General features: G+C 63.3%; 18 protein-coding genes and 1 riboswitch. Of the genes, 5 read left to right on the top strand and 13 right to left on the bottom strand.

The window, feature by feature from the left end; translation table 11 throughout:
• Positions 1-106: 106 nt before the first annotated feature.
• Both NGR_RS22090 and NGR_RS22095 read right to left on the bottom strand, forming a co-directional pair.
• On the bottom strand, positions 107-2,554 hold the full coding sequence (locus NGR_RS22090; protein WP_012708705.1) for a GcvT family protein: 2,448 nt from the start codon (positions 2,552-2,554) through the stop codon (positions 107-109).
• Positions 2,551-4,998, bottom strand: coding sequence for a GcvT family protein (locus NGR_RS22095; protein WP_012708706.1), 2,448 nt, complete (start codon positions 4,996-4,998; stop codon positions 2,551-2,553). The genes NGR_RS22090 and NGR_RS22095 overlap by 4 nt, the downstream gene beginning before the upstream one ends.
• Before the next feature lie 129 nt (positions 4,999-5,127).
• On the opposite strand from NGR_RS22095, the gene NGR_RS22100 reads away from it, so the two are divergent.
• Positions 5,128-5,979, top strand: coding sequence for a LysR family transcriptional regulator (locus NGR_RS22100; protein ID WP_012708707.1), 852 nt, complete (start codon positions 5,128-5,130; stop codon positions 5,977-5,979).
• A 139-nt stretch (positions 5,980-6,118) separates the two neighbouring features.
• Here NGR_RS22100 and NGR_RS22105 read toward each other — a convergent pair whose 3' ends face one another.
• The 3 genes from NGR_RS22105 to NGR_RS22115 all read right to left on the bottom strand — a co-directional run bounded on the left by NGR_RS22105 (position 6,119) and on the right by NGR_RS22115 (position 8,907).
• On the bottom strand, positions 6,119-7,807 hold the full coding sequence (locus NGR_RS22105) for an alpha/beta hydrolase (RefSeq protein ID WP_012708708.1): 1,689 nt from the start codon (positions 7,805-7,807) through the stop codon (positions 6,119-6,121).
• Positions 7,808-7,931: 124 nt separating this feature from the next.
• Positions 7,932-8,435: a methyltransferase family protein gene (locus tag NGR_RS22110; RefSeq protein WP_012708709.1), complete on the bottom strand. Its 504-nt coding sequence runs from the start codon at positions 8,433-8,435 to the stop codon at positions 7,932-7,934.
• 13 nt (positions 8,436-8,448) lie between these two features.
• Positions 8,449-8,907, bottom strand: coding sequence for an Lrp/AsnC family transcriptional regulator (locus NGR_RS22115; protein WP_164924404.1), 459 nt, complete (start codon positions 8,905-8,907; stop codon positions 8,449-8,451).
• 126 nt (positions 8,908-9,033) lie between these two features.
• On the opposite strand from NGR_RS22115, the gene NGR_RS22120 reads away from it, so the two are divergent.
• Complete coding sequence (locus NGR_RS22120) at positions 9,034-10,317, top strand: cystathionine gamma-synthase family protein (protein WP_012708711.1); 1,284 nt, start codon at positions 9,034-9,036, stop codon at positions 10,315-10,317.
• A gap of 26 nt (positions 10,318-10,343) precedes the next feature.
• Here the strand turns inward: NGR_RS22120 and NGR_RS22125 are convergent, their stop codons facing one another.
• Entirely contained in the window at positions 10,344-10,694 is a 351-nt protein-coding gene (locus NGR_RS22125; RefSeq protein WP_012708712.1) for a glyoxalase superfamily protein, read from the bottom strand.
• A gap of 88 nt (positions 10,695-10,782) precedes the next feature.
• Positions 10,783-11,262, bottom strand: coding sequence for a DUF1772 domain-containing protein (locus NGR_RS22130; protein WP_164924405.1), 480 nt, complete (start codon positions 11,260-11,262; stop codon positions 10,783-10,785).
• A gap of 179 nt (positions 11,263-11,441) precedes the next feature.
• Positions 11,442-11,716: riboswitch (cobalamin riboswitch) on the top strand.
• Positions 11,717-11,756: 40 nt separating this feature from the next.
• On the opposite strand from NGR_RS22130, the gene NGR_RS22135 reads away from it, so the two are divergent.
• Complete coding sequence (locus NGR_RS22135; RefSeq protein ID WP_012708714.1) at positions 11,757-11,933, top strand: CbtB domain-containing protein; 177 nt, start codon at positions 11,757-11,759, stop codon at positions 11,931-11,933.
• A gap of 175 nt (positions 11,934-12,108) precedes the next feature.
• Positions 12,109-12,897, top strand: a complete 789-nt coding sequence (locus tag NGR_RS22140; protein ID WP_012708715.1) for a CbtA family protein — start codon at positions 12,109-12,111, stop codon at positions 12,895-12,897.
• Positions 12,898-12,931: 34 nt separating this feature from the next.
• Here NGR_RS22140 and NGR_RS22145 read toward each other — a convergent pair whose 3' ends face one another.
• Positions 12,932-13,750, bottom strand: coding sequence for an IucA/IucC family C-terminal-domain containing protein (locus tag NGR_RS22145; RefSeq protein WP_240545160.1), 819 nt, complete (start codon positions 13,748-13,750; stop codon positions 12,932-12,934).
• A 4-nt stretch (positions 13,751-13,754) separates the two neighbouring features.
• A complete protein-coding gene (locus tag NGR_RS22150) occupies positions 13,755-15,068 on the bottom strand; it encodes a glucoamylase family protein (RefSeq protein ID WP_164924648.1) in 1,314 nt (437 codons plus the stop codon).
• Between the two features lie 284 nt (positions 15,069-15,352).
• On the opposite strand from NGR_RS22150, the gene NGR_RS22155 reads away from it, so the two are divergent.
• Positions 15,353-16,147: a DUF1194 domain-containing protein gene (locus NGR_RS22155; protein ID WP_012708718.1), complete on the top strand. Its 795-nt coding sequence runs from the start codon at positions 15,353-15,355 to the stop codon at positions 16,145-16,147.
• Positions 16,148-16,267: 120 nt separating this feature from the next.
• Here NGR_RS22155 and NGR_RS22160 read toward each other — a convergent pair whose 3' ends face one another.
• The 4 genes from NGR_RS22160 to NGR_RS22175 all read right to left on the bottom strand — a co-directional run bounded on the left by NGR_RS22160 (position 16,268) and on the right by NGR_RS22175 (position 19,931).
• The gene (locus NGR_RS22160) at positions 16,268-16,501 is read right to left on the bottom strand and encodes a hypothetical protein (protein WP_012708719.1); all 234 of its coding nucleotides are present in this window, start codon (positions 16,499-16,501) and stop codon (positions 16,268-16,270) included.
• Between the two features lie 183 nt (positions 16,502-16,684).
• The gene (locus tag NGR_RS22165; RefSeq protein WP_012708720.1) at positions 16,685-17,866 is read right to left on the bottom strand and encodes a YcaO-like family protein; all 1,182 of its coding nucleotides are present in this window, start codon (positions 17,864-17,866) and stop codon (positions 16,685-16,687) included.
• A 29-nt stretch (positions 17,867-17,895) separates the two neighbouring features.
• Entirely contained in the window at positions 17,896-18,111 is a 216-nt protein-coding gene (locus NGR_RS22170) for a hypothetical protein (protein ID WP_012708721.1), read from the bottom strand.
• A 23-nt stretch (positions 18,112-18,134) separates the two neighbouring features.
• Positions 18,135-19,931: an adenylate cyclase gene (locus tag NGR_RS22175; RefSeq protein WP_164924407.1), complete on the bottom strand. Its 1,797-nt coding sequence runs from the start codon at positions 19,929-19,931 to the stop codon at positions 18,135-18,137.
• Position 19,932: the final 1 nt, after the last annotated feature.

The following is a 19,932-nucleotide window of genomic DNA, read 5'->3' on the forward strand; positions in this document are numbered from 1 at the left end:
CCCTCTCCCCGCACGCGGGGAGAGGGGACGAGCCGGTGCCGCGAGTCCCTTCTCCCCGTCAAAACGGGGAGAAGGTGCCGGCAGGCGGATGAGGGGCAATTATTACTTACACCCGCACCCGCTCCGCCTTCGGGTCGTACATGGGCTTCAGCGAAGCCTCTGCCTTGACCCTAGTTCCAGCGATTTCGATCTCGTAACTCGACGCCAGCACGTCCGCGGCGCTCTCGCCGCTACAGGGCACATAACCGAGCCCGATCGCCCCACCGAGATGGTGCCCGTAATTGCCGGACGTGATCGTCCCGACGATCTCGCCGTTGCGGACGATTGCCTCGTTGTGAAAAAGCAGCGGCTCCGGATCGGTGAGCCGGAACTGCACCAGCCGGCGCGACAGATCCTCGTCTTGCTTCGTAAGCACTGCCTCACGGCCGATGAAATCACCCTTGTCGACCTTCACCGCAAAGCCGAGCCCGGCCTCGAGGACATGGTCCTCGTCTGTTATGTCGTGGCCGAAGTGGCGGAACGCCTTCTCGATGCGGCAACTGTCGAGCGTATGAAGCCCGCAGAGCTTGAGGCCGACATCACGTCCCGCCTCTTCCAGCGTCTCGAAGATATGCGCCGCCTGGTCGGTGGAGACATAAAGCTCCCAGCCGAGCTCGCCGACATAGGTGACGCGGTGGGCGCGGGCGAGTCCCATGCCGATCTCGATCTCACGCGCCGCGCCGAAGGGATGCGCCTCGTTGGAGAAATCGTTCGGGCTCACCTTCTGCATCAGCTCGCGCGCCTTCGGCCCCATCACGCAGAGCACGCTTTCGGCAGCGGTCGCATCGGTGATCACCACGAACTCGTCGCCGAGATGCTTGCGGAGCCAGGCGAGGTCGCGTTGCAAAGTTGCGCCGGGGACGATGAGCAGGAAAGCGGTCTCGGAAAGTCGCGTCACCGTCAGGTCGCTCTCGATGCCGCCGCGGGCGTTCAGCATCTGCGTATAGACGATGCGGCCCGGTTCGACATTCAGCTCATTGGCGCAGAGGCGCTGCAGGAAGGCGAGCGCATCGCGTCCTTCTACCCGAATCTTGCCGAAGGAGGTCATGTCGAACAGGCCGACGCCATTGCGAACGGCGAGATGCTCGGCCTTCTGGTTCTCGAACCAGTTCTGCCGCTTCCAGGAATAGCGATACTCGCGTTCCTGGCCTTCTTTCGCGAACCAGTTGGCGCGCTCCCAGCCGGCTACTTCCCCGAAGACCGCGCCGCGGGCCTTCAGGTGCTCGTGCAGGGGCGAGCGGCGAACACCGCGTGCCGTCGCCATCTGGCGATAGGGGAAGTGATCGGCATAGAGAAGGCCGAGCGTCTCGGAGACACGCTCCTTGAGATAGGCGCGGTTCTTCTGGAACGGCTGGGCCCGGCGGATATCGACCTCCCAGAGGTCGAAAGGCGGCTCGCCGTCGTCCATCCATTGCGCCAGCGCCATGCCGGCGCCGCCGGAGGAGACGATGCCGATCGAGTTATAGCCGGCCGCAACCCAGTAACCTTTGAGTTCCGGTGCCTCGCCGAGATAGTAGCGGTCGTCAGGCGTGAAGCTTTCCGGCCCGTTGAAGAACGTATGGATACCCGCCGTCTCCAGCATCGGCATGCGGTTGACCGCCATTTCGAGGATCGGGGCGAAATGGTCGAAATCCTCCGGCAACTGGTCGAAGCAAAAGTCCTCGCGGATACCTTCCATGCCCCAGGGCTTGGCCTTCGGTTCGAAGGCGCCGACCAGCATCTTGCCGGCATCCTCCTTGTAATAGGTGCACTCGTCCGGCACGCGCAGAACCGGCAGGCGGCTTAAGCCCGCGATCGCTTCGGTGACGATATAAAAGTGCTCGCAGGCATGCAGCGGCACCGTGACGCCGGACTGGCGGGCGAGTTCCCTGCCCCACATGCCGGCGCAATTGACGACGTTCTCCGTTTCGATCGTGAAGCACTCGCCGTTCTGCTCGCAGGTGACGCCGGTGACGCGGCCATCCTTCTTCAGGACCGCCGTAACCTTGACGCCTTCGATGATCGTCGCGCCGCTCTGCCGTGCGCCCTTGGCAAGCGCCATGGCGATGTTGGCCGGATCGCACTGGCCGTCGAGCGGCAGGTGCACCGCCGCCTTGACGTCGGAGACGTTGAGATGCGGATACATCGCCTTGACTTCGTCCGGCGTGATCTCGCGCACATCGACGCTGAAGGCGCGCGCCAGCGAGGCCTGTCGGTAGATCTCCTCTTTACGCTCCTCGGTGAGCGCAACGGTAATCGAGCCGTTCTGGCGCATGCCGGTCGAAATGCCGGTTTCGGCCTCCAGCTTGACATAGAGGTCGGCCGAGTATTTCGCGAGCCGCGTCATGTTCTGCGAGGCGCGGAGTTGGCCGATCAATCCGGCCGCGTGCCAGGTGGTGCCTGAGGTCAATTGCTTGCGCTCGAGCAGCACGACATCGGTCCAGCCGAGCTTCGAGAGATGATAGGCGACGGAGCAGCCGGAAACACCGCCGCCGATGATCACCGCGCGCGCCTTTTGAGGGATGGGCTTCGTCATGCCTTCAGTCTTTCATTCGAGGGATCCCAGAGCGGCTGGTCCGGCTCAACCGTCGCCTTGAAGCGGTCGCCGAAGATCTCGACTTCGATCTCCCGGCCGGGCACCGCGAGATCGGCACGCAGCATGCCGAGGGCGATCGACTTGCCGACGCGATGGCCCCAGTTGCCGGAGGTCGTTTCGCCGACGACCTCGCCACCCGACCAGAGCGTCGACATATAGGGCGCGTCGCATTCGCCGGCCTCGACGGTCAGCGTCACGAAGCGCTTCGCCACACCCTGCTGTTTCTCGCGCTCCAGCGCCGCCTTGCCCTTGAAGCCGGGCTTCGACCAGTCGACGAAACGGTCAAGACCGCCCTGCAGGATCGTGTAGTCGGTCGAAAGATCGCCTTTCCAGGCGCGGTAGCCCTTCTCGATCCGCAGGCTGTCGAGCGCTTCCATGCCGAAGGGTTTGAGCCCATGCTTTTGGCCGGCCTCCCACACCGCGTCGAACACCGCTGCGGTGTCCTCGACCTTGGTGTGGACTTCCCAGCCAAGTTCACCGGCAAAGGAGACCCGCACCAGTTGGCAATAGCGCCCGGCGATCGCAGCCGTCTGATGCGTCAGCCACCCCTTCGCAAGATCGGCATCCGACACTTCCGCCAGGATCGCGCGCGATTTTGGCCCACTCAGTATCTGGCAGGCGAAATTGGCCGTCACGTCGTCGAGCGTAAACACGGCACCGGCTGGACGGTGCTTCAGCAGCCACTCGAAATCGTGCCACTGCGCCGTTGCTGCGGTGATCAGGAAGAAGAAATCCTCCTCGATCGCCATCACCGACATTTCCGTGACGATCCGTCCCTTGTCGTCGGCGAAATAGGCAAGTCCGATACGCCCCGGCTTCGGCACGCGGCCGGTGATGAGGCCGGAGAGCCAATCGCGCGCCCCCTCGCCCTTCAGCCGGAAGCGCGAGAATCCCGGCAGGTCGAGGATGCCGGCGGCATCGCGGACAGCCAGGCACTCCTCCTCGATCCGCTTCGCCCAAGCGCCTTCGCGTCCCCAGGTCTGCGTCGCCGCCTCGGACGTATCGTCGCCGGGCTGCGCATACCACATCGCACGTTCCCAGCCATTGTAAGCCTTGAACTGGGCGCCGAGCGCGGCGATCCGGTCATGGATCGGCGACAGCTTCCTGCCGCGCCCGGCCGGCCAATAATGTTTCGGGAAATGCATCGCATATTCGTGGCCGTAGATTTCCTTGCCCTTGGCGATGCAATAGTCCTGGTCGGTATAGTCGGTGTAGCGGCGCGGATCGCAGGACCACATGTCCCATTCCGTCTGGCCCTCGGTGATCCACTCGGCCAGCACCTTGCCGGCGCCGCCCGCCTGGCAGATGCCGAAGGTGAAGACGCAGGCCTCGAAGGCATTCGGCACGCCCGGCATCGGCCCGATCAGCGGATTGCCGTCCGGCGCATAGGGGATGGGCCCGTTGATGACGCGCGAAAGGCCGGCCGTGCCGAGGATCGGTACACGCTCGACCGCATCGTTTAGATACCACTCCAGCCTTTCGAGATCGTCCGGGAAAAGCTGGAACGAAAAATCCTCCGGCATCGGGTCGTCCGGCGTCGTCCAGTGCGCCCGGCAATTCCGCTCGTAGGGACCGAGATTCATCCCGTATTTCTCCTGCCGGAGATAGTAGGAGGAATCGACGTCGCGGAGCAGCGGCAACTTGTGCCCCGCCTCCTTCGACCAGTCGGCAAGCTCCGGGATCTCGTCGAAGAGAATATATTGGTGGCTCATCACCATCATCGGCACGTCGCGACCGAACATCTTGCCGACTTCACGGGCGTAATATCCGGCGGCATTGACGACATATTCGCAGCGTATCTCGCCCTGCGGCGTCGTGATGACCCACTCGTCGTCCTCGCGCCGGGCGCCCGTGACCGGACAGAAGCGGATGATCTTCGCACCCATGTCGCGCGCACCCTTGGCGAGCGCCTGGGTGAGCTGCGCCGGATCGATGTCGCCGTCATAGGGATCGTAGAGCGCGCCCGTCAGCTCATGCGTCTCGAGGAACGGATAGCGGCCGCGGATCTCGTCCGGACCAAGAATATCGAGATCCATCCCCTGATAGCGGCCCATGCCGACGACGCGCTTGAATTCCTGCAGCCGCTCCCTGGAATGGCCGAGGCGGATCGACCCGGTCACGTGATAGTTCATCGGATAGTCTACCAGGGCACCCAGCTCGCGATAGAGCGAGGCCGAGTAGCGCTGCATGTTCATGATCGACCAGGACGAGGAGAAGGTCGGCACATTGCCGGCTGCATGCCAGGTCGAGCCGGCGGTGAGCTCGTTCTTCTCCAGGAGCACGCAATCGGTCCAGCCGGCCTTGGCAAGGTGGTAGAGCGAGGAGGCGCCGACGGCTCCCCCGCCGATGATCACGACACGCGCGTGAGACGGCAAATTCGACATGCGTAATTCCCTCGTTTGAACGGATATTTGACGAGCAGGCCAAGGCCATCAAGTGGAGAGATCAGGCTTTATTGATCGAGGTATTCGATTAGACTGATTGCGGCGAGTGCAAGGAGGCAGCCCCCCAAGATGCAAGTCGATCTGATCGAGACCTTTCTGGATCTGATGGAGACGCGAAGTTTCAATCGCACCGCCGAGCGGCTGAACATCACGCAGTCGACGGTTTCCCATCGCGTCAAGGCGCTCGAGGCACAGTTCAACCGCAAGCTCTTCACCCGCAACAAGGGCGGGACAGTTCCGACCGCCTCGGGCCTGCGCTTTCTGGATTATGCAAAAGCGCTGCAAAACCAGTGGCATGAGGCGACGCGTGCGGTGGCGAGCGCCGGCGCCCTGGAGCGCTCCATGCGACTCGGTATCCAGCACGACCTCGCGCATGCATTCGCCGGCCAATGGGTGGCCGCCATCCGGCGCGAGTTGCCGGCGACGGAAATCTACATGGAGGCGGACTATTCCAACCAGATGAACCGCGATCTCGCCGCCGGGGAACTGGATCTCGCAATTCTCTACACGCCGCACTACCTGCCCGATCTGCACTATGAAAGGATCGGCGAACTGCATTACGTGCTTGTCAGCACCGAGGCTCGCGACATGGCCGGCGTAAAGCCCGAAACCTATATCCGCTCCAGCTACTCGCCCGCCTTCGACCGCGCCCATCGCTTGGCGCTGCCGCATCTTTCGGCAGCCTCACTTGCCGCCGGGCAGAACATGGCGATCATCGGCCTGCTGCGTTCGCTTGGCGGCGCAGCCTTTGTGACGGCCGCCACTGCAGAGCGGCTTTCCCACGACGGCATCGCGGCTATTGTCGACGACGCGCCGGTCATTCCGCAGGCGATCTATGCTGCGACGAGTCTTCGCACCCGCCACGCCCACCAGCACCGCAAGATCATCGGCGCCATGCAAGGGCTGCTGTTCGAGCCGTAGCCTCGGAGCAGCAGAAGTTGCCCCTCTCCCCGCAAGCGGGGCGAGGGGACTGGAGACGCCGCCACAAGTCCCTTCGCCCCGCTTGCGGGGAGAAGGTGCCGGCAGGCGGATGAGGGGCGCTCAAGGAAACGGGACGCCCTCACCGCGCCTTGAATTTTTCCTTCAGCCGCGCCACATCCTCGGCCGTTACGCCCTGCGGATCGGTGACCGCCATCCAGGCGTCGATATAGTGTTCCGGCGCATAGACATGGCCGTAGCCCATCGGCGAGGTGGTTGCCATCGCCATATCGGCGAGGAGCTGTAGCCCGGTCACCACAGGAAACCACTTCAGCGCCGGAGAAACATCGGGTCCGCGCGGTGCCCTCATCCAGTCGGGCTCGCGGTAGAAGGCGTGCGGGTCGAAAAAGGTCACCGGGTCGCTGGCATACTGCAGATAGATGATCCGCATGGCGCCCCAATGCGCACCGGGAATGTCGAGCGCATTCTCCTGGTTGGTGAAGCGGATCACGGAACTGTCCCGATAGCGCGGCAGCCAGGCGGGCGAGCCCGGGACGCGGTCCGCCGTCACCGAACGCCACAGCCCGCTTTGAAAGGGCGGGCCACTCCAGAGCGCGCCCTGGAAGGGATCGCCGATCACATCGAAGAGATCGACCGACCCCTGCGAATTCATCGCCCCGAGGCTCAAGCCATGCAGATAGAGCTTCGGGCGCCGGTCCTTCGGCAACCTCGTCCAATAACCGTAGACCTCGTCGAAGAGCGCGTTGGCCGCATCCGCGCCGTAGCCCGGCTCAACGAGAAGCGACAGCCAGCTGGTGAGGTAGGAATATTGCACGGCGACGCTCGCGACGTCACCGTGCAGTAGATACTCGAGCGGATCGAGCGCCTCCGGGTCGATCCAGCCGGTGCCGGTCGGCACGACGACGATCAACGACTTGCGCTCGAAGCCCCCGGCACGTTTCAGTTCCTCCAGGGCCAGTTTCGCCCGTTCGCGCGCCGTTTCGGCAGAGTTCAAGCCGACATAGACGCGCACCGGATCCGGCGCTGCGCCGCCGAAGAAGGCGCCGATTTCGGCGCCCGTCGGGCCGGAGGCGATGAACTGTCGCCCCTGCCGCCCAAGCTCGTCCCAGAGCACGAGCGACGCTGCGCTGCCGGTCTTGACGGGATCGGTCGGGGGCGCGACGTCGGGATCGATGAGTGCGTCGAGCTGCTGGAAAGAACTGTCGGCCGCACGAAGCGCGAACTTGAAGATCACGCCATTCGTCACGGACCAGAAGAGCGCAAGAGCGACGAGCCCACCAAGCGCGTTGGCGATGGGGCGCGTCAGGAAATATTGCAGCCAACGGGAAAGAACACGGAAGGTCAGCCGGAACAGCCGCGCCAGGAACACCAGCGCAACGAACACGACGCCGGCTATGAGACCGAGTTTCACGGGATCGGCGCTCTCGATCGGCTCGATACCCATGATCTCGCGGACGGTATTCTGCCACCCCGCCGCCTGCCAGAGAAATACCGCCGCCGCCGCTATGCAGACAATGGCCGCGGCGATCTTCAGCGTCCGCGCCCGCCGCGACGTCGGCTCGGGCAATTCAAAAAACGACCAGAGCCACCGCAGGAACGCGCCGATTGCGTAGCCGGCGGCGAGCGAAGTGCCGGAGATCACCGCCTGGATCAGATAGGGGCGAGGAATGAGGCTCGGGGTCAACGAGACCGCGAAGAAGATGACGCCGACAAGCAGGCCGCTCGTAGAAAAGGAACGCAACAGATTGGCAAGATAGCGCGGAATTGGCCGCGTCGCGCTCGACAGGTCCGTCTGTTGAAGGTGTTCCATTGCGGGCCTCCACTCTGCGGGCGGTGTCATCATTGCTGCGCCGGGCGACCGAAACGAACGGCGCATACCGACAATGTCGCCTCCCGCACCTGCACAGTCAATCGGCGCAACCCGAAGATGCGCGTCAGGCTTTTTTCCACGGCGTCAGCCTCGGGAGCCAGCGCGGCACGTTATGCTGATACGATTCATATTCGCCGCGAAAGGCGCGGTGCAGCGTCGGCTCCTCGTAAGAGATGACGAAGAGATGGCAGACCGTCCAGAACGCCGCTCCGTAGGCAATGAGCCTCCAGTCGCCAAATAGCAATCCCTGCCCCAGGATGATCGTCAGCACCGAGAGGTACATCGGATTGCGCACGTGACGATAGAACCCGGTGACGACCAGGGTTTGGGTCGGTGCAACCGGGGCCGGCGTGCCGAGGCCTTCCACGGCGAACCGTCTGATCGAATCGACCAGCCCGGGAAGCCCGGCGACGATCAGGATGACACCGACCGCCTGGGTCACCCATGTGCCGAGAAAGGGGTCGCGAAACTGCCAGCGGGTTATCCACCATGGGAGAAGTCCCGCGATCGCACAGGGGACGACCACGAAGAAAACCGCTGAACCGAGGATTGCGATGGGCCTTCGCATGATGACCTCGAGATTAGATCCGTCGCTCCTTGATGGTATTCATCACGAAGCTCGTCTCGATCGAGGCGACGCATTTGAGCCGGGCGATCTTCTCCTTGATGAAGCGCTCGTAATGCTCGAGACCGGCGCTCATCACCTTCAGCACGTAGTCGCGGGAACCGGTGACGAGGTGGCATTCGAGAACCTCGTCCCAACCGCGGATCGCCTCCTCGAACATCACGATTTCGTCCTCGTGCTGGCGGCTGAGGCGGACGGTGGCGATCGCCGTCATGGTCCAGCCCTCAACGACCGGGTCGACGAGCGCCGTATAGCCACGGATGACGCCCGTTTCTTCCAGGCGCCTGAGCCGCCGCAGGCACGGCGACGGAGAAAGGCCGACGCGCTCGGCCAATTCATTGTTGGTGATCCGCGCGTCGGAAATCAGTTCCCTCAGGATGCGGCGGTCCATCTCGTCGGCAATTTTCTGCGTCATATCGCTCAGGCCCCGGCAAAAAGTTGCGTTCATCAAAACGAAGTGATCGCAAATAGCAAGGATCGGCCCAAGCGTTTGATATAATTTAGCCGTTAGTCGAGTCCGTAGCGCCCAGGGAGAAAAACCATGACCGCGCCGCATCCGTCGAAGACCCATATCGGCAACCATAAACTGCATCCCGAAACGCTGATGCTGAATTATGGTTACGACCCCGAGCTTTCGGAAGGGGCCGTCAAGCCGCCGATATTCTTGACTTCGACCTTCGTCTTCCACTCCGCCGAGGAAGGCCGTGACTTCTTCGATTTCGTCTCGGGTCGGCGCGAACCGCCCGCGGGCGTCGGTGCCGGGCTCGTCTATTCCCGCTTCAATCACCCGAACAGCGAGATCGTCGAAGATCGCCTCGCCGTTTTCGAACGGGCCGAAGCCGGCGCGCTGTTTTCGTCCGGCATGTCGGCAATCGCCACCACGCTGCTTGCCTTCCAGCGACCGGGTGACGCGATCCTGCATTCGCAACCGCTTTACGGCGGCACCGAAACGCTGCTCGCCAAGACCTTCCTCAATCTCGGCATCCACGCGGTCGGCTTTGCCGATGGCATCGACGAGGCGGCCGTCAGCGCCGCTGCCGAGGAGGCGATGAGCAAGGGGCGCGTTGCCGCCGTCCTCGTCGAGACGCCGGCCAATCCAACAAACAGTCTCGTCGACGTCGCAATGATCCGCCGCATCGCCGAGAAGATCGGCGAGAAACAGGGGCAAAGGCCGATCGTCGCCTGCGACAACACGCTGCTCGGGCCGGTCTTCCAGCACCCGATCGAGCACGGCGCCGATCTGTCGCTCTATTCGCTGACCAAGTATGTCGGCGGCCATTCCGATCTGATCGCCGGTGCCGTACTCGGCTCCAAGGCGCTCATCAAGCAGGTGAAGGCGCTTCGCGGCTCGATCGGCACCCAGCTTGACCCGCATTCCTGCTGGATGATCGGCCGATCACTGGAAACGCTGGCGGTCCGGATGGAGAAGGCGAACGAGAACGCCCGCATCGTCGCCGAGTTCCTGCGCGACCATCCGAAGGTCGACGGAATCCACTACTTACCCTTCCACGACGAAGCCTCGCCGGTCGGCCGCGTTTTTGCCGGGCAATGCACGGGCGCCGGCTCGACTTTCTCCTTCGACATCGCCGGCGGCCAGGAGGCAGCCTTCCGTTTCCTGAACGCGCTGCAGATCTTCAAGCTCGCCGTCAGCCTCGGCGGCACGGAATCGCTGGCGAGCCACCCGGCTGCGATGACGCACTCGGGCGTGCCGATCGAGGTGCGGCGCCGGATCGGCGTGCTCGAATCGACCATCCGCCTGTCGATCGGCATCGAGCATCCGGACGACCTGGTCGCCGACGTCGCGAACGCGTTGACGACCGTCTGATCCGTTGCGGGGGCGCCGCCCCCCGCTCAATGCCACAGGATATTGACGATGTTGCCGAACGGATCGCGCACGAAGAAGCGCCGCACACCCCAGGGCTCGTCAGTGATGTCAAAGACGATCTCGATGCCGGCGGCCTTTGCGCGCCGATAGACTTCGTCGACATCGTCCACCTCGATCGAGAGCGCCGGCACCGGCGTTCCCGATCCGCCTTCAATGGCAAAACCTACCTGCGGCATGGCTGATCCGCCCTCGGCCGCAAAGGTGACCAGCCAGCCGTGATCCATCACGACACTGAGACCAAGCAGATCCGCATAGAAACTGCGCGCCCGTTGCGGATCGGATACTTGAAGGTTGGGCACGATGCGCCGGACCGCCATGGTATCCTCCCTACAGCGCCGCGCGTCTTATCAGACGCGCAAAGGTCACTGTAGCACTTCGAATTCTCACCATCCTCATGCCTGCGCTTCAGCCTCGCTGGAAGCCAAGCACGAAAAGGGCGAGCGAACCGATCGAAGCAATCGTGCGGACATGGTTCCACCAGACCCAATCGGTCAAGTAGCGCTGCTGCCAGATTTCGGTGGCGGCCTGGACCGAAGTCGCGTTGGCGAGCGCGTTGTTGAGCGGGACATTGAAGACGATCGTGACCCCGAACGTGCCGACGAGGTAGACGAGCCCGCTCACCGCCAGGAGATAGCTCCCCTGCCCGTCCCAGATGAAAGCGGCGGCTATCAGGATCACGCCAAGCAGCGCCGTGCCCATGAAGGCGGCGAAGAACAGCGGATTCTGGATTACGACGTTGATCGCGTTCATGGTGGCAACGCCCTGTTCCGCCGGCAATCGCGCCAGTGCCTGCATGATGCAGACGGAAAAGACGAAAAAGAGCCCGGCCATAAGTCCGGATCCGATAACGGCGGCAAAGGCCAGGGCAGGAACAAGGGCAAGCATCGCACAGACTCCGGGTCTACAAACGCGACCGGCGGCCGCACGCGCTGTCCAACAGATAGCCGACCGATGCGATATAGTCATCAGCAGTTGTCCCTGCGTGGCGCTGCAACACGAAAAGCGCGCAATATCCTCCTGTACTTTCCACCACGGCTCGATTGACATCGTCGGTGTCCGCACCTAATCATCGCTGATCGGTTGGTTCCCGGAATGCGAACGCGTTTCGGGAGTAAACGGGAACGTGACGGATGGACCCAAGCTGGGCATCTCAATCACGGCCGACCCCGCGACTGTAGAGCGGCGTGAATTTGTCGTTCCGGAGCAATCCGGGAGAAGCCACTGGGTATAAACCGCGAGAGGGCGGTTCGAATCTGGGAAGGCGAGGCAAGTTCCTTGGTGTCTAATCTAGACATCTGACGCCGTGAGCCAGGAAACCTGCCAAGCGATACGGGCATAGTGCCCAGCGGGAACATCCCATTGCCATCACGGAGGTTGTCATGGCTACATCTACAGTTTCGAGCATTCCGCTCTCCCTCAGCGACCGTTTGACCGCGGGCATCATCGCCCTGATGATCGGCGCTTTCCTCGTCTTCGGCGCGGGCCTGGCGAATTCGGCCGTCCTGCACGATACGGCGCACGACACGCGGCATTCCTACGGCTTCCCCTGCCACTAAGCGACGTGATGGAACGCTTGCCGCGTTCCAGAACGAGCAAGACAATCGACCCTCCGGCGTTCGGAGCGCGCGTCGTGCCGTCGGCACGTGTCCGCGGCTGCGAGCGCTGGCTTGCGTCCATGGAACCGGGCCGGCTGTGCCGCAAGGCGACCGTGCCTGCTGAGGAAAATCGACAATGATCGTAAAGACACTTCTGGCCGCGATCGTGGCCGGGCTGATCGCCGGCGTCTTCATGTCCGCCGCCCAGGAATTGCGCGTCACGCCGCTCATCCTGCATGCGGAAGAATTCGAGGGCGAAGCACCGGCTGCAGGCGAGCAGCCCGCCGGTGAACAGCCGGCGGCCGCGGATCATCAGCAGCATTCGTCGCTGAACGGCGTCCCCACCCTGGGCGAGATCCTCGCCGCTCTATCGCCGGTCACCCCCGCCTACGCCCATGAGGGCGAAGAACACGAGGAAGGCGGCATCATGTTCGGCATGAGCCGCTTCTCCGGCACGCTTGCCGCCAATCTGGTTACCGGCGCCGGCTTCTCGCTGCTGCTTGCCGGCATCAGCCTCGTGATCGGTTATCCGATCACGCTTGCCAACGGCGCGCTCTGGGGCGCCTTCGGCTGGCTCGCGGTGCATCTACTGCCTGCAATCGGCCTGCCGCCGGAACTTCCGGGCTTCCCCGCCGCCGAGCTCGGCGACCGCCAACTCTGGTGGGGGGCGACGATACTGTTCTCGGCCGCCGGCCTTTACCTGTTGGCGCTCCGCGGCGAAATCGTCGCCAAGCTGGCGGGTCTCGTTCTTGTCGCCGCTCCCCACCTTTATGGCGCGCCGCAGCCGCTCGACATTTCCAGCAACGTGCCGGCCGTGCTCGGCGCCGAGTTCGCCGTTGCCGCACTTGCGACGACGCTCGCCTTCTGGCTGGTGCTCGGCATCGTCTCCGGCTTCATCAACGACCGGTTTCTGAGAGCACACTAGCATTTGTTCACACGTTCCTCCTCACCTTGATCCTTCAAGGTGAGGAGTGGCGCCGATCGAGCAAATGCGCTCTTAGCCTCTCCCGCCGGACCTCCGGATCCAGCAGCACGCAGGCGTCGCAAAAGTCGCCGGCGTCGGTGCGGTAATAGAGGCAGCAGCCGCCGCGCATCCGGTAGGTTCGGGCATGCGGAGCTTCCGCCACTATCTTCTCAAAGTGAAGCTCCGGCGATGCGAGCGGCGAGTGAGCGCGCTTGACGATCGCCAGCGCCTGCTCGGTTGCCGCGTCCTCCTCGCCGCGCCGGCGACCGATCTCCAGGAAAGCCCCTGCGAGGCCGTCAGCGGCCAGCCGCCATTGTGCACGGGCCGACAGACCGCAACGCTGTTTCACGAGAGCGATGACCGGCTTCAGTTGCGCAACGAAGACATCGTGGAAGCTCCGCGCCGCCTCCCCCTTATTTTCGCCCGGCGAAAGTTTGACGAAGAAATGAAAGCGGCCGGCCGCGAGCGTTCGCCCGTCGAAGGGCCGCAAATAGGTTTCGAAACGCAGTCCCGAGACGCTCGCGACAAGGCCGCTGGCGAGATAGATTGCCCCTGCCACAAGGCTGAGTTGATGGCTGTAGAAGGCGATCAGATGCGCCGCCCTGACCTTGTCGTCCATGCCGGATGCAAAGCGATCCTGATAGGCAAGGCAGGTTTCGACATTCGCCGCATCGGACCAAAAATCGTCTGGCGATTGGAAGTTTGCATCTGAGGTCGCAACCGAACAGGCGACTTCCGGAATTGCCGCCACCAGCCAGTCGACCGCGGCTGCCACTCGGCCCCGGCCCGCCGCGCTCTCCTGATGCTGTCCCATTCTCTCAACCATCAAACACGCCGGGTGTAAGCCATCCGCCTTCGAAGCCTGCCCTTTTCAGTCCGCGGCCGAATGCCGGGATGCTGCGCGTGAGTTCCCAAACAAGGCCGCTTCTCCAGTTCTCGATCATCATGACTGCCAGCCCCTGGTCAAGCCCGACGATCCTGTCATCGACCCAGCCCTCGCGCCCGCCTCCCGGCAGGCTCGGATTGAAGCCGCCCGGAAAGCGGCCGTTGCGAAGCAGGGCCGGATAGTGCGCCAGCAGATGGGAGAGACTGTCCAGGCAGTCGTCCGGCGCGAAAGGCAGGCCCGCAAGCGGCGCCCAGGGAACCAGGGTCCCGTCATTGGCATCGAATGGAGCGCCGCGCGCCGCATAGCCCAGAAGCCTCTGCCGCCGGCCATCACGCAGCTTCAGCCAGCCCTTCGGTGCATGGCAGGCGCTGAAGCCCCAGAGATCGCGGCAATAGCCGAAAAAGCGGTGAGGATTTTCTTCCGCATGAGCGCGCTGCAATGCGATCGCCCGGCGGGTATTCGCAAAGTAGTCACTTCTTGCCGAGCGCATCCCCATGTCGCCTATGTCACGGAAGTCGATCCAGGCATGGGGAAAGAGGTGAACGAACAGCGGGCCGGCATGAAGGTGCGCCGCCTCTTCGATCGTCAGCCACTCGTGCGCCGCCGAATAGGCGCCGTAATGCTCCGGTGCGATTGGTCGGGTCGACGAGCCGAGCGCCAGCACGTAAAGAAGCAATGCCTCGCTGTAACCGCGCCAACGGTGCTTCAGGAAACGTCCTGGCGGCCTCCAGCCCATGGCTACCGTGTCTCCGCGATTGAGGGCCCAGACCCAATCCGCCCGCTCATAGAGCCTCGCAGCAAGGCTGCGGATCTCCGCCTCGCCTGGCTCGCGCGTGCAGAAATAGGCCGCAGCCGTCAGGACGCCAGCCAACAGCAGCGCCGTGTCGATGGTCGAGAGTTCGCTGTTCCAGGTGCGCTCGCCCGTCCGCATGTCCAGAAAATGGTAGTAGAATCCGCGATGGCCCGTTGCCTGCCTGTCGCTCGCCTGCCGGCTGCCATCGAGAAAGCGCAAGGTGGAGAGCACGCGGTGGGCCGCGTCGGGTCGCCGTATCCAGCCGCGCTCGACGGCAACCGGATAGCAAGACAGCCCGAAGCCGGTGGCCGCGATGCTCGACGGCGACCCCTCCCGCGATGTGTCGGCGACAAGCCCCGTCCGGGCATCGGAATAACAGAGGAAATAATCGAAGGCGGCGCGCTGCAGCCTCTCGATCAGGACGATGTCGCTGTTCGACGGGAAGTGAAGCATGACGAGGTCTTGTTTGACGACCATGGCCAGATTGGGTTCATCAACCCAATGCCGGCGCTGCAAGGTCTTGAATTGAAGCACTCTTGTCTCATGGGCAGTCTATTTGGCGCCTTTTCTCCTGTCTCAGGCGTCACGATCAAATAATATTGCAATCACGCTTGGTCGCGACAGTCGCCGATCGGCAATCCTGTGATACATTTCAGTTCTGGGGCCATGCGTTCTAACGACGATGGCTCGGAGGGACAGAAGGTCCCGACGGTAGATCATGACGATTGGCGGATGCGATGTTGAGCATGCTGGCATTGATCATGGCACTCAGCGGCAGCCCGATGCAGACGGCCGCCGCGCCCCCGAATGTCGATGTGGAACTGGTTCTCGCCGTCGACATGTCCGGCTCGATGGACATGGAGGAAGCGCGGGTGCAGCGGTCCGGCTATGTCCAGGCGCTCAGGCACCCGGAATTCATCAACGCCGTCAAGGGTGGATATCTCGGCCGCATTGCCATCGGCTATTTCGAATGGGCCGGCATGGTCAACGAGGCTTCGGTCGTCACTTGGCAGGTGATCGAAGGCGCCGAGGATGCCGAAACCTTCGCGGCCCGGATCGAAGCGCGGCCGATCGGAACGCGGCGCGGCACATCGATTTCCAATGCGATCATTTTTGGTACGAGCCTGATCGACACCAACGCCTTTTCCGGCGCGCGCCGCGTCATCGACATTTCCGGTGACGGCCCCAACAATACCGGCCCACCCGTTGCCCCCGCCCGCAACGAGGCGGTGTCACGCGGCATCATCATCAATGGACTTGCGATCCTGATCCGTCCCTCCGTGTCGACCGGCCCGCTCGACCAGTACTATGCGGAGTGCGTGATCGGCGGGCCTGGTTCCTTCGTTCTTCCGGTGCACGAGGCCGAGGATTTCGCAATTGCCATCCGGCAGAAGCTGATACTCGAGGTGAGCGGGGTGACGCTTCCGCCCACGCTCGCCCTCGCCGCCGGCGAAACGGCCGCAGATTGCATGATCGGTGAAAAGCTTCGGCCGGGCTTTCTGGACAGGGTTTACCCGGAACTCGACCGTTAGCCGGTCAGGCGGCCGCGTCCACACGCCACGGCACATTTCCTCAAATCGGAGCCGATTTGAGGAAATGTACCCCGACTTTGTGCGCCTGAAGAGATGCCGCGGGTGCTGTCCGCATCAGCTTCACTGCAGCAGACGAAACCCGCCCGCTAGATCGGCTCCCGCGGCCGCGAACTCGCGCCGATCGCGCAGTTCCGTGGCGACAGCCTGTAGCGCCATGTCGATGCAGTATTCCAGGGCTTGCGCATCCATCGCGCGGGCACTGTCGCGGATATGGGCCAGCATTCTGGCAATGCTCGCAAATTCCGCTTCATGGTCGGCCGCTGCCGAAACAGAATAAGTCATTTGAACCCCCATTGCGTGTACTACCCTCGCAACGGACTATAGATGAATTTCCCGTTCGCGCGCGTTGCACGAGCGTTGCACACCCATCAGTGGTGTTTCGTGATGGAACTCACCAGTCCGAGGCAGGAAATCTACGCCCCTTCGTCCCCTGATGCAGTTCCCTTTGGCACAGGGCACTTCGAGCGCCCCGCTGCCTCACGACGAAATCGCCTTTGACAGTGCGCGAGGTCCGAAGCGGCGCGCTCGCTCGCCGTCCGGATTCTCAAGATCCGGCACCAGTACCTTGACCACGGCGAAGGGCAGATCGGCACGAGCGAGGGGAACTGCGATGACAGACCGCACGCCTGCCTTTTTCACACCGGAAACTGCGTTCCCCAGCAATGCCTCGATAGGCGTGTCGGCGCAGGCAACAGGCTTTGTGACCGATCGCGGCGCTGCGAGAAAGGCGCGGCGCGTCGATTCCGGCAATGCCCGCCTGAAGGTCTCGGCATAGACGTCGTCGCGGGCGCCGCCGATATAGGTGAGCCGTGACTGCGCCGCCTCCGTTACCGCCCTGATCGCGGCACGGACGGCGGAAGGGTGCGCCCCGCAACCGCTGGTCACCTCGACGAAGCGGAGATTGCCGGCAGTCGCCGTGCCGCGTGGGCCGAGATATGCGAGAAAGCACGGAATGCCGGTATCGCTGGTGATGTCGAAGAGCCGCAATTCGAGCCCGGCCGCCGTGATGCGGCCGACGAGCGCGTCGAGCGCCGGATCGTCAAAGGATTCCGGATCGACGCATGCTTGATGGCGGGCTTTCTGCCCGGACACACGCCAAAGACTGTGCGCATCGCGTTCGACCCGCTCCAGCAGGCCGTGCAGGACCGCCTCTTGCCTGATGTTGCCCGACGCGAGCCCATCCGACGACATCCAGAAACGCGATTGTCTCGTACGGTCGAGAAGCACCGCTTCGAGTGGCACGAAAACGTCGCGGCCGGAGACCAGATCGGCGCCGCCGACCCATTCGACTTCCTCATCCGGCCGGATATCGTCGCGGCCGGCCGCGATCAGCCCATACAGCGGATCGAAGGCCCGACCGGCGGCACGCAGGTTTTCCGCCGTGTCGATGAAAATCTCGACGGCGGGATCGCCGGCGACGACGCGCTCCAGCGCCTCCATCACCGCCGATGTCCGGGCATCGGCGTCCGTCAGCCCCTTTCCCTGGGCAACCACGATGGACCGCGAATTCGGCGTGTATGCGCACCAGACCGGAATCCCGATCTTGTCGAGCCCCGTATGCCTGGCAACGCGCGTCACGCCGAAAACGGAAAGATACGGCCGAACACGGTCGAACGTTTCCGCCGGGTCGCACACCCTATCGGAATAATCGTTGCCCAAGCGCGGCTACTCGCCGATGTCGTGGCAGATCAACTGTCCACGTGACCTGCAAAGACGTCATCTACCGACGCCACTGTTATGGCGAGATCAACATTGTTGACGAAGGTGCTGCCCAACTGTCGAAAGCCATTGACGGTTGCCAGATCGCCCGTCACGGAATCAAGCTGCCTGACGGTCCCATTTCCAAGATCTACCATCCAGAGACCCGGCTCTCCCGGGATCCCGATCACAACAACTTTGGCCATAGTGTTTCCCCTTACGCCCACGATCAAAAACCGGCCTTCTTCAGCCCCTCACGATAGAGATCCTTCTGCCATTGCTCCTTGAACGGAATGACAGAAAGCCATTTGTCGACATCGAAAGTCGGATTCGCCTTCAATGCCCGCATCCTGTGCTGGCGCGCTTTCTTGCGGTCACCCAGCATTGCCCAGCTCGCGGCAACGATCCTATCTGCCGGCGACTTGTCCTTCATGTCCTGGGCAAAGCCTATGGCCTCATGGTATTCCCCGAGGAAATAGCTGGCCCCCGCGGCGCTCCAAAGATAGGCATCTGGCGCCAGCGGGTTGAGCGCAAGGGCCTTGCCGAGTTTGTCCAGGGCCTCGCGAGGGCGGGAGGCGTGCACGAGCGTGTCGGCGTGGCTGTAGAGCACGTCGGCATATTGCGGGCTCAATTGTTCGGCCAGGTCGAGCGCTGCCAAGCTTTCGTCCACATCGCCCTGGTAGAGCTTCACGACGCCCACCTCGCGGTGAGCGGTGGGCAGGCGCTCGTTGCTCTCGATCGCCTGCTTGGCATGCCGCTCTGCCAGGGTGAGAAGTTCACCGTCGGCCCGCGCAGTCAGCAGCCACTCGGTCGCATAGGTGCGCGCGATGCCACTCAGCGCCGGCGCAAAATCCTGCCTGTGCTTCAGCGCATCCCGGAAGTCATGACGCGCCCTGCGAACCTCCGGCAGGCCTAGGCCCGAGAGATGCCGCAGTCCGCCGAGATAGGCATAATAGGCTTCCGGATGCGCCAGGTAATCGAGGTGCTCCGGTCGCCCCGTCTCCACTTGCTCGGTGACAGCGCGCGCCACGTGGTAGGCGATCTCTTGGCGCTGCATGAGGACGCCTGCGGGCGAGATCAGGAAGCGATCGGCCCAGACGATCTGGTCGGAGGGAAGGAAGACCAACTGGGTAAAGAGCCCTTGATCCGACATGCGGCAATCAAGCGCATAGGTGACGCCATGCCTCTCGAGGATCGCCGCCTTGTCCGCCGACTCACGGATGCGCTCTGCTGTATAAGGCGCGACAACGGTCATCGAGCGCAGGGCACAGAGGCCTATCGTTATGTCCTCGATGACCGCCACGCTGACGGCATGGAGCATCGGGTCGCTGCCGAAGGCCGCCGGCGGAAGGAGAGCGACGCGCGGAAGCTGCACGGGTTGCGGTGCACTCGCCTCCGCTTGCGCTGTAGCCGCGACCGAGGGGCTGACGCTTAGCAACGGCCCGTAGCTAACGCGTTGCAGGATGTCGCGAACGGCGGCATCCGCCGGATCGAGCTCCAGGAGGTGCGCACAGGCGGCGCGCAGCGTCGACCGGTCAGACGACCGCGGCGCCGCTTCGATCAGCGCGCTCCGCAGCACCTCCGTAAAGCCGCGTCGCTTCTCCGTCACCCAGTCCGCGTAACGTCCGGGGGGCAGATCTGCCGACGCCAGGAACGTATCGCGCCAGAGTGAAAGGGCGTTACGGAAGCTCTCTTCCGAGCCGCCTATGCCGTCGAAATCGGAGACATCGCAGGAGATCGGCCCCAACGCCACCTCAGTTTCCGTGGCCGACAGGACTGCACCCGCCGGCGTGGCGAGGTGCTGCATGCGCCATAGCGTCGAACGCAGATTCTTGAATGCGACGCTTTTTTCCCTGTCAGGCCAAATCATCGTCGCGAGCTTGTCGCGGGTGACGACCCTTTGCCCGGACGCCGAGAGATAGGCGAGAATCAGCAGCCCGCGCTCCGGACACGCGACTGCTCCGCCGGCGGCATCGATTAGCAACAACTCCCCGAAGGTCTTGAGGTGAAAGCCCGCCCCCGTCACA

Source organism: Sinorhizobium fredii NGR234, from assembly GCF_000018545.1.
In the GTDB taxonomy this organism is placed as follows: domain Bacteria; phylum Pseudomonadota; class Alphaproteobacteria; order Rhizobiales; family Rhizobiaceae; genus Sinorhizobium; species Sinorhizobium fredii_A.